Source organism: Caballeronia sp. TF1N1 (genome assembly GCF_022878925.1).
Taxonomy (GTDB): domain Bacteria; phylum Pseudomonadota; class Gammaproteobacteria; order Burkholderiales; family Burkholderiaceae; genus Caballeronia.
In genome coordinates this window covers 969930-982757 of sequence record NZ_CP084626.1, presented here as the reverse complement: position 1 = coordinate 982757, position 12828 = coordinate 969930, and the positions used below count along the sequence as shown (strand labels likewise).

Below are 12828 nucleotides of genomic sequence, written 5' to 3'. Positions count from 1 at the left end.
ATTGGACGCGAAAGTCTTCGCGTTTCAACCGTTGGCGAGTTGATCCAGCCGCAAGCGGCCTTGCAGGGACAGCGCGCCTACCGCGACGCCCGCCGCGTCGAAGGAATAGCCGCTGAAGCAGCCGCGCTCGGTGAGAAAGACAGCGGCGGTTTCCATCGCGTTGCGCGACAAACCGAGATGTCCGGGATCGAGCGCGAGCAAAGTGTCCGGCTCGTTCAACCGGCTTGCTGCGGAAAGAATGGCGATGCAGTCAGCTTTCGACGGATTGTGCATGGTGTTCTGTTCCCCGAAATCACGACGTGATGAACCGGTATGCGACGTGCGAAGCGTGAGACCGTGGTGCGAAAGAAGGTCGATGACAGCGCGACATTGCCCCGACGCGCAGTTGGACGACGCGACCTGAAGGCCGTTCGTAAGACTTCATTTAAACATTGGCCGATCGTTCCGGCAAGTGTTCATCGGCGAGTCGCGCGGGCGTTTCCGCCAGCCCGGCGGGGCGCGCCGTTGCCGCCGCGATAAAGGAGCGTTCGCCCGGTTTCCTGCTCACCGTGAACGAATGCGGCAGAATGCGGCCAGACCAAAGGTTTGCGTTTTGCGTCTTACATGTCTGTGTCGTTCTCATTCCAACCCTCGGCGCTCTCGGGCGCCGCCAGCAGGAAGATGTCCGCATGCCAGCATTGATCGAAGATTACGCCATGGTCGGCGACGGCCACACCGCAGCACTTATTTCCCGTGACGGTTCCGTAGACTGGCTCTGCTGGCCGCGCTTCGACTCAGCCTCGTGTTTTTCGGCGTTGCTCGGCACACCCGAACATGGCCGATGGCTGCTCGCGCCGGAAATGCCCGACGGTAAAGCGCCGGTCATCCGGCGTCGTTATCGCGAAGACACGCTGATCCTCGAAACCGACTTCGAGACGCCCGATGGCGCGGTGACGATCGTCGACTTCATGCCTTCGCGCAACGGTCATTCGGAACTGGTGCGCATCGTCGTGGGCAAACGCGGCTCGGTGCGCATGAAGATGGAACTGGTGCTGCGCTTCGACTATGGCTCGGCGATTCCGTGGGTCAGCCGTCTGCCCGATGCGAGCGGCATTCGCGCGATTGCCGGTCCCGATCTCGCCGTGCTGCGCACGCCCGTGGATCTCGTCGGCGAGAACATGCGCACGACCGCGTACTTCGACGTTGGCGCGGGCGAACGCGTGCCCTTTTCGCTGTGCTATTCGCAATCGCATTTGCGGCTGCCGCCCGCGCACGATCCGCACACGCAACTCGCACGCACCGAAAATTACTGGCGCGAATGGTCTAGCCAAAGTGAACTCAAGGGCAAGTGGGCCAGCGCCATACGCCGTTCGCTCATTACGCTCAAGGCGCTGGCGTATGAGCCGACCGGTGGCATCGTTGCCGCGCCGACAACGTCGCTGCCCGAGCAGCTCGGCGGCACGCGCAACTGGGATTATCGCTATTGCTGGCTGCGCGACGCGACCATCACGCTGCTCGCGATGATGCGCGGCGGCTACTACGACGAAGCCCGCGCCTGGCGCGCGTGGCTGGGGCGCGTGATGGCGGGTTCGCCCGATCAGGTGCAGATCATGTACGGCATCGCGGGCGAGCGGCGTCTTCCCGAATACGAGATTCCCTGGCTGCCGGGCTACGAAGGCGCGCAACCGGTGCGCATCGGCAATGGCGCGGTCAATCAGTTGCAGCTCGACGTCTATGGCGAAGTGATGAACGCGTTGCATCTCGCGCGCGTCGGTGGCCTGCAAAGCGACGAAACCGCATGGTCGATCCAGTGCGCCATGCTTCAGCACCTGGACACCGTCTGGGAGATGCCCGACGAAGGCATCTGGGAAGTGCGCGGCGGCCGCAAGCATTTCACGTTCTCCAAGGTGATGGCGTGGGTGGCCTACGACCGCGCGATTCAATCGGCGGAAAAGTTCGATCTGGAAGGTCCGGTGGATCATTGGCGCGAGATGCGCGCGCGCGTGCATGCCGCCGTCTGCGCGAGAAGCTGGAATCCGCAAATCAATTCGTTCACGCAGACGTATGACGGCGATGCGCTCGATGCGAGCCTCCTTCTGATCCCGTTGCTCGGCTTTTTGCCGCCTGATGATCCGCGAGTGGCCGGCACCGTACATGCAATCGAAACCACTCTGACGCACGATGGACTGGTCAAGCGCTATCACACGACCGAAGTCGCCGATGGTCTGCCGCCTGGAGAAGGCACGTTTCTGGCTTGTAGCTTCTGGCTGGTCGACAACCTCGCGCTGCAAGGGCGGCTCGATGAGGCGCATCAGATGTTCGAGCGTCTCGTCGGCCTCGCCAACGACGTAGGCCTTCTGGCCGAGGAGTACGACACGATAGCGAAGCGCATGGTTGGCAACTTTCCGCAGGCGTTCACGCACGTGGCGCTGGTGCACACCGGCATGAATCTGATGCGGCACGAGGAAGAGATGGCCGAAGCGACAGGTCAACCTGCGGGTGACTCGAAAGACGGGAATCTCAAGGCAAATCCAGCGCTAGAAGCCGCGATGGCCAAGAAATAGGCAAAGTCGTGTTTGGAATACGAATGCTATGCAGTTAAGATTGGTGCAACGCACAAAATTTAACTGTTGCGCGTAGCGAAGCAAAAGCTGGTATTTATAAGCGTTTAGTGGAATTGTGCGTTTGTTGCGCAGAAAATTCTGCTTCGGCTCAAGCTCCGAGCCGGGCGTGTCGTTAAATGCCCAGAAGTTGCCCAGTATCAAGCATCAGACGTTTGTAGTAAGGGAAGAGACAGTGCCTCGCGTGCGGCGACAGCCCGCCGCACGCGGGGATTATCGAGCGTCGTTGAGCCTGATCGCCGGAAGTCTTGCCGGGATCGACACGCAGACCGGTTTTTCACGGGGCAACCATGCTCTACCAAATCCACGAAGTTCAGCGGGCCATGTTGTCGCCCCTCACCGCCTGGGCCCAGGCCGCATCGAAGTCGTTTGTGAATCCGGCGAGCCCGCTTTCCTATGTTCCCGGCGCGAGCCGTTTTGCCGCCGGCTACGAATTGCTGTACCGGCTCGGCAAAGACTACGAAAAGCCGCAGTTCGACATTCATCAGATCGTGAAGGACGGCCATAACATCCCGATCGTCGAGCAGACGGTTGTCGAAAAGCCGTTTTGCCGTCTGCTGCGCTTCAAGCGCTTCGCCGACGACAGCGCCACCGTCACCAAGCTGAAGGACGAGCCTATCGTGCTGGTGTGCGCGCCGCTCTCCGGGCACCATTCAACGCTCTTGCGCGACACCGTGAACACGCTTTTGCAAGACCATAAGGTGTACATCACCGACTGGTTGGACGCGCGCATGGTGCCGGTCGAAAATGGCGCGTTCCATCTGGACGATTACGTCGAATACATTCAGGAGTTCATCCGCCATATCGGTGCGAAGGACCTGCATGTCATTTCGGTGTGTCAGCCGACCGTGCCGGTGCTTGCCGCCATTTCGCTGATGGCGAGCCGCGGTGAAGACACGCCGCGCACCATGACCATGATGGGCGGCCCGATCGACGCGCGCCGCAGCCCGACATCAGTCAATTCGCTCGCCAACGAGCACTCGTACGAGTGGTTCGAGAACAACGTCATCTATACGGTGCCGGCGAATTATCCGGGCGTGGGCCGCATGGTGTATCCGGGCTTTTTGCAGCACGCGGGATTCGTCGCGATGAATCCAGAGCGCCACCTTACCGCGCACTGGGACTTCTATCAGAACCTTCTTCGCGGCGACGACGACGACGCCGAGCAGCATCGCCGTTTCTACGACGAGTACAACGCCGTGCTCGACATGGCCGCCGAGTATTACCTGGAGACCATCCGTATCGTGTTCCAGGAGTTCCGTCTTGCCGAAGGCACGTGGGACGTGAACGGCGAGCGCGTGCGCCCGCAAGACATCACGGCGACGGCCCTGTTCACTATCGAAGGCGAACTGGACGACATCTCCGGCAGCGGTCAGACACGCGCCGCGCACGATCTCTGCACCGGCATTCCCGCGCAGAATCAGCGGCACTTCACGGCGGAAAAAGCTGGTCACTACGGCATCTTCTCCGGACGCCGCTGGCGCACGATGGTGTATCCGCAACTGCGCGAGTTCATTCTCGAACACGACAAGGCGCCGAAGAAGGAAGCCGTGCCGGCCTGAGATTCAGTGACCGAGTTCGACTACGCGCCGGTTTATAGAACCGGTTCCGTAAAAGACAAAAAGTCGCGCCTGTTTCCAGGCGCGACTTTTTTATTGGCCGCGTGTCAGACGATTAACGACGCGTCAAAAACGCGAGCAGCAATTCCGTATTCATCCGCACCATTTGTTCGCGCTGCGACGTTTCGCTAAAGTCGAGTCCAAATGTAGCTTCGAGCGTAAATCGATTCGATACGATGTAGTAGCCGAGCCCCGACAGCGTGATATAGAACTTCAACGGGTCGACATCGTTTCGAAAAAGCCCGGCTTTTTGGCCGCGATCCAGAATTGCGGTGACCGTTTCGAGCATGGGCGAGATCAGTTCGCGCGTGCGATTCGAGCTCTTGATGTATTTCGCCTCGTGCAGGTTTTCATTGTTGATCAGCCTCAGCAATTCCGGATGATCGCGGTAGTAATCCCAGACAAAATGGGCAAGGCGCGTGATGGCCTCGATGGGCGCCACGCCGTCGAGGTCGAGCGTGCGCTCGGCTTCCACGAGCGAGCCGAGGGCGTGTTCAAGCACTGCCGTGAAAAGCTGCTCCTTACTTCCGAAGTAGTAATAGAGCATGCGTTCATTGGTTTCGGCCCGGCGCGCGATCTGATCGACGCGCGCGCCGAACAGTCCTCCCGCTGCAAACTCTTCTGCAGCAGCCAGCAGGATACGGCGACGGGTGCCTTCAGGATCTCTTTTGATTTTCGGCTGATTCATGGTGGCATGATTCAGGAGCCGCGTTGTCCGGATGAGCGTCACGCGGCCCGCGTTTGGGTACATGACGTGAACGGGCGCTGCCCATGGTTATTGGGGAACACCGTCCTGCGGTCAAACGGTAAAGCGCTTTGATTATGCGCACATCGCCACGTCATTGGCAATTGGGATTAAGCGTTCGCAGCACGACTATTTGCGACTTCGGCGATAATGACGCCTAAACCCGAGCGCGTACCGTCGTCAAAAGCGGAATAAGCGCGCCGAATGCAGGCAGCGAGCAACCGTCATACGTGTTTGATTGTGGTCGAGCCGTTCTTGCGCTCCTCCCTGCCTCGACTCCCCAAGCCATACCGCGACCCCTTCGTGACCGTTATCGTTTCAAAGACGCTCGCCGAGCGCATTGAAGATTCGCTGCCGCAGACCCAGTGCACCAAGTGCGGCTATCCCGCCTGCCGGCCTTATGCGGAAGCCATCGCCGCGGGCGATGCAAACTACAACCAGTGCCCGCCAGGCGGCGCACAAGGTATCGCGCGGCTCGCTCGATTGCTCGACAAGCCCGTGATTGCGCTCGACACCACGCATGGCGTCGAACGTCCGCGTCCCGTTGCCGTGATCGACGAGAACGTGTGCATCGGTTGCACGCTTTGCATGCAGGCGTGCCCTGTCGATGCAATCGTCGGTGCGGCGAAGCAGATGCATACGGTCATCCCCGAACTGTGCACGGGTTGCGATCTATGCGTGCCGCCCTGCCCCGTCGATTGCATCACGATGATTCCCGTGACCGGCGACGCCACCGGCTGGAATGCGTGGTCTCAACCGGAAGCCGACGCGGCGCGCGAGCGTCATGACCGGCGCGTGGCGCGCGACGAACGTGAGCGCGCGGCGGCCGAAGCGCGTGCATCGGCGCGTCGGGCGCAAGCGGCGGGATCTTCCGCACGGCCTGAAGCAGCCGCAAGCGCCGCCGCGCAAGCCGACGACCCCGAAGCCAGGAAACGCGCGATCATTCAGGCCGCGCTCGACCGCGCACGCAAGAAGAAGGAAGAGATGGCGCGCGCAGGCACCGGCCCGAAGAACACGGACAACGTGAGCCCCGCCGTGCAAGCGCAGATCGATGCCGCCGAGGAGCGCCGCCGGCGGCTCGCCATGCAGGAAGACGCGAACAACGATCCCCCGAACTCACGATGAACGCCAAAAAGCGCCGCGCCATCTTCGAAACGTTGCAAAGCATCGACCCGGAGCCGAAGACGGAGCTCGAATACACGACGCCATTCGAACTGTTGATCGCCGTGATGCTCTCGGCGCAAGCCACCGATGTCTCCGTCAACAAGGCGATGCGCAAGATGTTCCCCGTCGCCAACACGCCCGGAAAGGTGCTTGCGCTCGGCGAGGAAGGCGTGACGGACTATATCCGCACGATCGGGCTGTATCGGACCAAGGCGAAGAACGTGATCGCAACGTGCCGGATGTTGATCGAGCAACACGGCGGTGAGGTGCCCGACAATCGCGAGGCGCTCGAAGCGCTGCCAGGCGTCGGACGCAAGACAGCGAATGTCGTGCTGAATATTGCGTTTGGGCAAGCGACCATTGCCGTCGACACGCATATCTTTCGCGTCGCCAATCGGACGGGACTGGCGCCGGGCAAGGACGTGCGGGCGGTCGAAACCGCGCTGGAGAAGTATGTCCCGGTTGAATTTTTGCAGCACGCGCATCACTGGCTAATCCTGCATGGGCGATACGTCTGCAAGGCGCGCGTGCCGGAGTGCTGGCATTGCGCGATCGAGCCGCTTTGCGAATATCGGCCGAAGACGCCGGCGCCGGTGGTTTGAATCGCCGGGCAGCCAAGCGCCAATTGCCCCAGCGCTCAAGCAGAACTCCTACCCCTAGCTCTACAATAGCGGTCTGAATCCCGCAATCGAATCAATACCTTATGTTCAACCCTAGCCGCGACGAAGTTCGTCAATTCTTCACCGAAACCTGGCGCAAGGAGCGCGCGAGCGAGATTCTCACGCCGCTCGAAAGCATGGCCGCCGACTGGATGCGCGAGCATCCGGAATATCACGACGCGCTCATCGATCCGGAAGCACAAGGCGCGGACTATTCACCCGATCGCGGCCAGAGCAACCCGTTTCTGCATCTGTCGATGCATCTTGCGATCACCGAACAGATGTCGATCGATCAGCCGCCTGGCATTCGTCGAGCGCACGAGCGACTGGCCGCGCGGCTCGGCTCCACGCACGATGCGCAGCACGCCATCATGGAATGCCTCGGGCAGGTGATCTGGGAAGCGCAGCGCAGCAACACGCCGCCAGATACCGACGCATACCTCGCGCTCATCGAGCGTCGAGCTTCAAAGGACTAACTTCGCCGGACTAAACATCTTCGAAGCCGCGCGACAAAGCAAAACACCCCGCTCGATGCGGGGTGTTTCGTTTGACGCGAACGAACCGAAGCGCGCTTACTTCTTCAGCACGAGGTTGCCATCGAGCGATTCGATATAAGCCGCGAGATCCTTCAGGTCGCTCTGCGACAGGTTCTGCACCTGCGCCGCCATGATGGCGTTGTTGCGGCCGAAATTCGGATTTCCGCCGCCAATCTGATACTGCCGGAGCGCCCAGTAGATATAGCTCGCATGCTGACCCGCGAGACGCGGATACTCGCCGCTCACTGGTTTATTGAGGTTAGGGCCGTGGCAGGCCGAGCAATTGTGGCTCTCGGACAGTGCCTTGCCGTTGCCGACGTCCGCCGCGTGCGCAACATTCAACGCCGCCATGCCGATGAGCGCCGCTGCCGCGCATGCCGCCTTGAAGCTTGTGTGGAGTGCCTGAGAGGGCATCATGAATTCTCCTGTGTCCATGCAATACCGGATTGCCGTATCGGCGTCGGCGCATGAGTGCGCGCGCGTCGCATCGAGTCAAACGCTAAAAAGCACGGATCACTTGTCGGGATTGTTCTTCGATTGGGGAGTTTGCGCGGCGTAGTACGCGGCAATATCGGCGATGTCCTGATCGGACAAGGTAGTCGCGATGGCGCGCATGGTGTCGAAGTGGCGGTCGCCCTTCTTGTAGGCATGCAGCGCGTTGGCGATGTACTGCGCGTTCTGGCCGCCGAGCATGGGCACTTCATAAACTTCGGGATACGCCGTGCGATAGCCGGGTATGCCGTGGCAGCCGATGCACATCGCGACCTTGCCCTCAGCGGCCTTTGCGTTGCCCACGACGTCGGCCGACGCCTGGGTCGCGAAGCCGGCAAGACCCGACAGCGCTGCAATCACGGCACATTTGCCGACAAAATTGTTCATAGCTTCTAACCTAGCATGAGGGGAAATCCGGCGCGCTTCTACCGCTTGGGGCCAAGGCCGCGCCGAGCGCATCACAACCTTCTCGGGACTGTTTTCGCTATTTAGCCACGCAGGCCAAAAAAATCGGGCTAATTGTACCGCGCGACCTCCCCACCGTCCACAAGGGGAGATCGCGCGAAAGCCCTGCTGACAAGGGGAATCGGCTGAAAAGCAGCCAACCCGCCTGCGACAATTGGTCCCTGCACAAACATTCCGATTGACTTCGCCCGACTTCGGATGCAGGGCCGGCGCGCGTGCTCCGGCGTGCCTGAAGCGGCTCACACGATACCCCGGCAAGCCCCGATGCCAAAAGGTCTTCTGACTTATACTGGGATTTTTTTCCTCACCGGACTTCGTCATGCGTTTCGAAGGCTCATCGCAATACGTCGCGACCGACGACCTCAAACTCGCGGTGAACGCCGCGGTGACGCTGCAACGCCCGCTCCTCATCAAGGGTGAACCCGGCACCGGCAAGACCATGCTTGCCGAGGAAGTGGCAAGCGCGCTCGGCATGCCGCTCCTGCAATGGCATATCAAGTCGACCACCAAGGCCCAGCAAGGCCTCTACGAATACGACGCCGTCTCGCGCCTGCGCGACTCGCAACTCGGCGACGAGCGCGTGAAGGACATCCGCAACTACATCGTCAAGGGCGTGCTGTGGCAGGCCTTCGAAGCGGATCGACAGACGGTGCTCCTGATTGATGAGATCGACAAGGCCGATATCGAGTTTCCGAACGACCTGCTGCGCGAACTCGACCGCATGGAGTTCTATGTCTACGAGACGCGGGAACTCGTGAAGGCGCGGCATCGGCCGCTCGTCATCATCACGTCGAACAATGAGAAGGAACTGCCCGACGCGTTCCTGCGCCGCTGCTTCTTCCACTACATCAAGTTCCCGGATGCGCAGACGATGAAAGAAATCGTCGAAGTGCATTACCCGGACATCAAGCAGGAGTTGCTCGCCGCCGCGATGCAGAGTTTCTTCGAACTGCGCAACGTGTCGGGCCTGAAGAAAAAGCCGTCCACCTCCGAGCTGCTCGACTGGCTGAAGCTGCTTCTCGCCGACGACATCCCGCCTGAAGCGCTGCGCTCGACTGATCAAAAGCAGATCGTGCCGCCGCTGCACGGCGCGCTTCTGAAGAACGAACAGGACGTCGCGCTATTCGAGCGGCTTCTGTTCATGAACCGCAACAACCGCTAACCAAGTCTTGGAAAAAGCACGCATGAGCCGCTGGATCGAACCCGTCACGCTCGAAGGCGAGCACGTCAAGCTCGTGCCGCTCACCGTCGAACATGAAGCCGCGCTCACGGCCGCTGCTTCCGACGGCGAGTTGTGGAAACTCTGGTACACCTTCGTGCCCTCGCCCGACAAGACGCGCGCATATATCGACACGGCGCTCGACATGCGCGACCGTCTTGGCGCGCATCCCTTCGCGGTGATCGATGCGAAGACCGGCGATGTCGTCGGTTCCACGCGCTATTTCGCGGTCGACGAAACGCATCGGCGGCTGGAAATCGGCCATACGTGGTATGCAAAGCGCGTGCAGCGCACCGCGCTCAACACCGAAGCCAAGCTGCTCCTGCTCACGCATGCCTTCGAAAGGCTCGATGCGATCGCCGTCGAGTTCCGCACGCATTTCATGAATCACCGCTCGCGTGCAGCCATTGCGGGGCTTGGCGCGAAGCAGGACGGCATTCTGCGCAACCATCAGATAGGACGCGACGGCGTGTTGCGCGATACCGTCGTGTTCTCGATCATTCAGTCGGAATGGCCCGCGGTGCGCGCGCATCTGAAGTATCGGCTCGACCGCTGATTCACCTCGCTATGGAGAGCGCGCCATGCTGATCGACTTTTTCTACTCGCTGCGCGACGCGAAGCTGCCCGTCTCGGTCAAGGAATACCTGACCTTGCTCGAAGCGCTGAAGGCCCAGGTCATCTCGCCCTCGCTCGACGAGTTCTATTTCCTCGCGCGCATGGCGCTCGTCAAGGACGAGAAGTACTTCGACAAGTTCGACCGCGCGTTCGGCGCGTACTTTCATGGCATCACCGAATTGCCCGACGAAGCCTTCGAGGTTCCGCTCGACTGGCTCAAGAAGCGGCTCGAACGCGACTTCACGCCGGAAGAGAAAAAGCGCATCGAGGCAATGGGCGGTATCGACAAGCTAATGGAGCGCCTGAAGGAACTGCTCGACGAGCAAAAGGACCGCCACGAAGGCGGCAACAAGTGGATCGGCACGGGCGGCACGTCGCCATTCGGACATGGCGGATACAACCCGGAAGGCATCCGCATTGGCGGCGATTCGCCCGGCGAGCGCAGCGCCGTCAAGGTGTGGAACGAGCGCGCCTATGCCGATTACGACGATCAGGTGGAAATCGGCACGCGCAACATCAAGGTCGCCTTGCGACGCTTGCGCCGCTTCGCGCGCGAAGGCGCGGCGGACGAACTCGATTTGCCCGACACCATTCGCAGCACGGCAGCCAACGCCGGTTGGCTCGATTTGAAGATGGTGCCGGAGCGCCACAACAAAGTGAAAGTGCTGATGCTGCTCGATGTCGGCGGCTCCATGGACGATCACATCAAGCGCGTCGAAGAGCTTTTTTCGGCGGCGAAGGCCGAGTTCAAGCATCTCGAGTTCTTTTACTTCCACAACTGTGTGTACGACTATCTGTGGAAGAACAATCGGCGCCGGCATGCCGAACGCACGCCGACCTTCGACGTGCTGCACAAGTTCACGCCGGACTACAAGCTGATCTTCGTCGGCGACGCCACCATGAGTCCCTACGAAGTGCTGCAACCGGGCGGCTCGGTCGAATACAACAACGCCGAAGCCGGCGCGGTGTGGCTGCGGCGTCTTGCCGATCAGTTCCCGCATCATGCGTGGCTGAACCCGGAGCCCGAGCGGCTGTGGGAATATCGCCAGTCCGTTTCCGCGATCCGCCATGTCCTCGGCAACCGCATGTACGCGCTCACCATGGCAGGCCTTGAAAGCGCGATGCGCGCGCTGTCCAAATAACCATCCACCACGCATGAACGTCTCTTCCTCCACGCCCGCCCCGCTTCGCCCGCTTGCCGATACCTCCCTTTCCGCCATCGTCGCCGGCTTCGTCGCGATGATGACCGGCTACACCAGTTCGCTCGTGCTGATGTTCCAGGCAGGCCAGGCCGCGCATCTGTCGGACGCGCAGATTTCGTCGTGGATCTGGGCGCTTTCCATCGGCATGGCGCTGTGCACGATCGGCTTGTCGCTGCGCTATCGCGCGCCTATCGTCGTCGCGTGGTCGACGCCGGGCGCGGCCTTGCTCATCTCGTCGCTGCCGAACGTGGCGTATGGCGAGGCGATCGGGGCGTTCATCGTGTGCGCGGTGCTCCTGACCGCGGTCGGCGTGACGGGCTGGTTCGACACGCTCATGAAGCGCATTCCGTCGGGCATCGCCGCAGCCTTGCTTGCGGGCATTCTGTTCGAAATCGGCATCGAGATTTTTCGAGCGGCGCAAATGCAGACGGCGCTCGTGCTGGTGATGTTCTTCACGTACCTCATCGCCAAGCGCCTGGCGCCGCGTTACGCCATTCCGGCGACGCTCATCGCCGGAATCGCCGTCGCGGGTTCGCTCGGACTGCTCGACTTTTCGCGCTTCCATGTGGCGCTCGCACACCCCGTTTTCACGATGCCGTCGTTCTCCGTCTCGGCAATCGTGAGCATCGGCATTCCGCTCTTCATCGTGGCGATGGCCTCGCAAAACGTGCCGGGCATCGCCGTCTTGCGCGCCGACGGCTACGACACGCCTTCCGCGCCGCTCATTTCGACCACCGGCATCGCTTCCTTGCTGCTCGCGCCGTTCGGCTCGCACGGCGTCAATCTCGCGGCGATCACAGCCGCTATCTGCACCGGCCGCGAAGCGCATGAAAATCGCGACAAGCGTTATACGGCGGCGGTCTGGTGCGGCGTCTTCTATCTCGTCGCGGGCACGTTCGGTGCGACCATCGCGGCGCTGTTCGCGGCGTTCCCGAAAGCGCTGGTCGTTTCGGTCGCGGCGCTCGCGCTTTTCGGTTCGATCATGAGCGGGCTCGCCAACGCCATGCACGACGTGCGCCAGCGCGAGCCGGCGCTCGTCACGTTCATGGTGACGGTTTCCGGGCTGACCCTGCTGTCGATCGGCTCCGCATTCTGGGGTTTAATCGCGGGCGTCGTGACGCATCTGATCCTTAATGCGCGCCGGCCGAGCGCCTAAAATGACGGTATCGGCCGGCATTATCTGGCCGAGACATTGCAACTACTTCTGCATCACCGTCATGTCTCTGATCGACAAATTACTGGCGCGCGGCATCTCCGCCGGCGCGACAAAGCGCAAGACGATCGTTCGCGTCCTGCTCGACGACACCGGCACCGTCCAGGATGTCGTGCTCAAAAAAAGTTGCGGCGATACGACCAAGGACGCGCGCGCCCTCAAGGAAGTACGCGCCATGCGCTTTCCACGCGGGCAGATCGGTTCAGGCACGGTGCGGCGCTGGCACGAGCTGGCGTACAGCATCGAGTGACCGCGCTGTAAGGAACCGCGCCGTGCAGCTCCGGTCGAAGCCGGGCATG

Annotated in this window: 14 protein-coding genes; 10 read left to right on the top strand and 4 right to left on the bottom strand. The window is 61.2% G+C overall.

All coding sequences use genetic code 11. The features are described from left to right. Positions 1-24: 24 nt before the first annotated feature. A complete protein-coding gene (locus LDZ28_RS04525; RefSeq protein WP_244827515.1) occupies positions 25-273 on the bottom strand; it encodes a hypothetical protein in 249 nt (82 codons plus the stop codon). A gap of 395 nt (positions 274-668) precedes the next feature. On the opposite strand from LDZ28_RS04525, the gene LDZ28_RS04520 reads away from it, so the two are divergent. Both LDZ28_RS04520 and LDZ28_RS04515 read left to right on the top strand, forming a co-directional pair. Continuing rightward, complete coding sequence (locus LDZ28_RS04520) at positions 669-2543, top strand: glycoside hydrolase family 15 protein (protein WP_244827514.1); 1875 nt, start codon at positions 669-671, stop codon at positions 2541-2543. A 347-nt stretch (positions 2544-2890) separates the two neighbouring features. Beyond that, on the top strand, positions 2891-4162 hold the full coding sequence (locus LDZ28_RS04515) for a polyhydroxyalkanoate depolymerase (RefSeq protein WP_244827513.1): 1272 nt from the start codon (positions 2891-2893) through the stop codon (positions 4160-4162). Between the two features lie 112 nt (positions 4163-4274). Here LDZ28_RS04515 and LDZ28_RS04510 read toward each other — a convergent pair whose 3' ends face one another. After that, positions 4275-4907: a TetR family transcriptional regulator gene (locus LDZ28_RS04510; RefSeq protein WP_244828000.1), complete on the bottom strand. Its 633-nt coding sequence runs from the start codon at positions 4905-4907 to the stop codon at positions 4275-4277. 360 nt (positions 4908-5267) lie between these two features. On the opposite strand from LDZ28_RS04510, the gene rsxB reads away from it, so the two are divergent. From rsxB to LDZ28_RS04495, 3 genes are all read left to right on the top strand, one after another. Continuing rightward, positions 5268-6089: an electron transport complex subunit RsxB gene (gene rsxB / locus LDZ28_RS04505; RefSeq protein ID WP_244827512.1), complete on the top strand. Its 822-nt coding sequence runs from the start codon at positions 5268-5270 to the stop codon at positions 6087-6089. Continuing rightward, the gene (gene nth / locus LDZ28_RS04500) at positions 6086-6730 is read left to right on the top strand and encodes an endonuclease III (protein ID WP_244827511.1); all 645 of its coding nucleotides are present in this window, start codon (positions 6086-6088) and stop codon (positions 6728-6730) included. Before rsxB ends, nth begins: the two co-directional genes overlap by 4 nt. Positions 6731-6831: 101 nt before the next feature. Next, a complete protein-coding gene (locus tag LDZ28_RS04495; RefSeq protein ID WP_244827510.1) occupies positions 6832-7263 on the top strand; it encodes a DUF1841 family protein in 432 nt (143 codons plus the stop codon). Between the two features lie 96 nt (positions 7264-7359). Here LDZ28_RS04495 and LDZ28_RS04490 read toward each other — a convergent pair whose 3' ends face one another. Then, positions 7360-7740 (bottom strand): c-type cytochrome, encoded by a 381-nt coding sequence (locus LDZ28_RS04490; protein WP_244827509.1) that lies wholly within the window; start codon positions 7738-7740, stop codon positions 7360-7362. A gap of 96 nt (positions 7741-7836) precedes the next feature. Beyond that, the gene (locus LDZ28_RS04485) at positions 7837-8202 is read right to left on the bottom strand and encodes a c-type cytochrome (protein WP_061121774.1); all 366 of its coding nucleotides are present in this window, start codon (positions 8200-8202) and stop codon (positions 7837-7839) included. Between the two features lie 397 nt (positions 8203-8599). On the opposite strand from LDZ28_RS04485, the gene LDZ28_RS04480 reads away from it, so the two are divergent. The 5 genes from LDZ28_RS04480 to LDZ28_RS04460 are packed head-to-tail and all read left to right on the top strand — an operon-like array spanning position 8600 to position 12779. Beyond that, positions 8600-9442, top strand: a complete 843-nt coding sequence (locus tag LDZ28_RS04480; protein ID WP_244827508.1) for a MoxR family ATPase — start codon at positions 8600-8602, stop codon at positions 9440-9442. 22 nt (positions 9443-9464) lie between these two features. Continuing rightward, the gene (locus LDZ28_RS04475; protein ID WP_244827507.1) at positions 9465-10055 is read left to right on the top strand and encodes a GNAT family N-acetyltransferase; all 591 of its coding nucleotides are present in this window, start codon (positions 9465-9467) and stop codon (positions 10053-10055) included. A gap of 25 nt (positions 10056-10080) precedes the next feature. Further along, on the top strand, positions 10081-11256 hold the full coding sequence (locus LDZ28_RS04470; protein ID WP_244827506.1) for a VWA domain-containing protein: 1176 nt from the start codon (positions 10081-10083) through the stop codon (positions 11254-11256). 13 nt (positions 11257-11269) lie between these two features. Further along, complete coding sequence (locus LDZ28_RS04465) at positions 11270-12472, top strand: benzoate/H(+) symporter BenE family transporter (RefSeq protein WP_244827505.1); 1203 nt, start codon at positions 11270-11272, stop codon at positions 12470-12472. Between the two features lies 1 nt (position 12473). Further along, positions 12474-12779: an energy transducer TonB gene (locus tag LDZ28_RS04460; protein ID WP_244827504.1), complete on the top strand. Its 306-nt coding sequence runs from the start codon at positions 12474-12476 to the stop codon at positions 12777-12779. The last annotated feature ends 49 nt before the right edge of the window (positions 12780-12828 follow it).

Bases quoted from the DNA above. Each gene is read 5' to 3' on its own strand.
- LDZ28_RS04525 (WP_244827515.1), bottom strand. From the start codon at position 273: ATGCACAATCCGTCGAAAGCTGACTGCATCGCCATTCTTTCCGCAGCA.
- LDZ28_RS04520 (WP_244827514.1), top strand. From the start codon at position 669: ATGCCAGCATTGATCGAAGATTACGCCATGGTCGGCGACGGCCACACC.
- LDZ28_RS04515 (WP_244827513.1), top strand. From the start codon at position 2,891: ATGCTCTACCAAATCCACGAAGTTCAGCGGGCCATGTTGTCGCCCCTC.
- LDZ28_RS04510 (WP_244828000.1), bottom strand. From the start codon at position 4,907: ATGAATCAGCCGAAAATCAAAAGAGATCCTGAAGGCACCCGTCGCCGT.
- nth (WP_244827511.1), top strand. From the start codon at position 6,086: ATGAACGCCAAAAAGCGCCGCGCCATCTTCGAAACGTTGCAAAGCATC.
- LDZ28_RS04495 (WP_244827510.1), top strand. From the start codon at position 6,832: ATGTTCAACCCTAGCCGCGACGAAGTTCGTCAATTCTTCACCGAAACC.
- LDZ28_RS04490 (WP_244827509.1), bottom strand. From the start codon at position 7,740: ATGATGCCCTCTCAGGCACTCCACACAAGCTTCAAGGCGGCATGCGCG.
- LDZ28_RS04485 (WP_061121774.1), bottom strand. From the start codon at position 8,202: ATGAACAATTTTGTCGGCAAATGTGCCGTGATTGCAGCGCTGTCGGGT.
- LDZ28_RS04480 (WP_244827508.1), top strand. From the start codon at position 8,600: ATGCGTTTCGAAGGCTCATCGCAATACGTCGCGACCGACGACCTCAAA.
- LDZ28_RS04475 (WP_244827507.1), top strand. From the start codon at position 9,465: ATGAGCCGCTGGATCGAACCCGTCACGCTCGAAGGCGAGCACGTCAAG.
- LDZ28_RS04470 (WP_244827506.1), top strand. From the start codon at position 10,081: ATGCTGATCGACTTTTTCTACTCGCTGCGCGACGCGAAGCTGCCCGTC.
- LDZ28_RS04465 (WP_244827505.1), top strand. From the start codon at position 11,270: ATGAACGTCTCTTCCTCCACGCCCGCCCCGCTTCGCCCGCTTGCCGAT.
- LDZ28_RS04460 (WP_244827504.1), top strand. From the start codon at position 12,474: ATGACGGTATCGGCCGGCATTATCTGGCCGAGACATTGCAACTACTTC.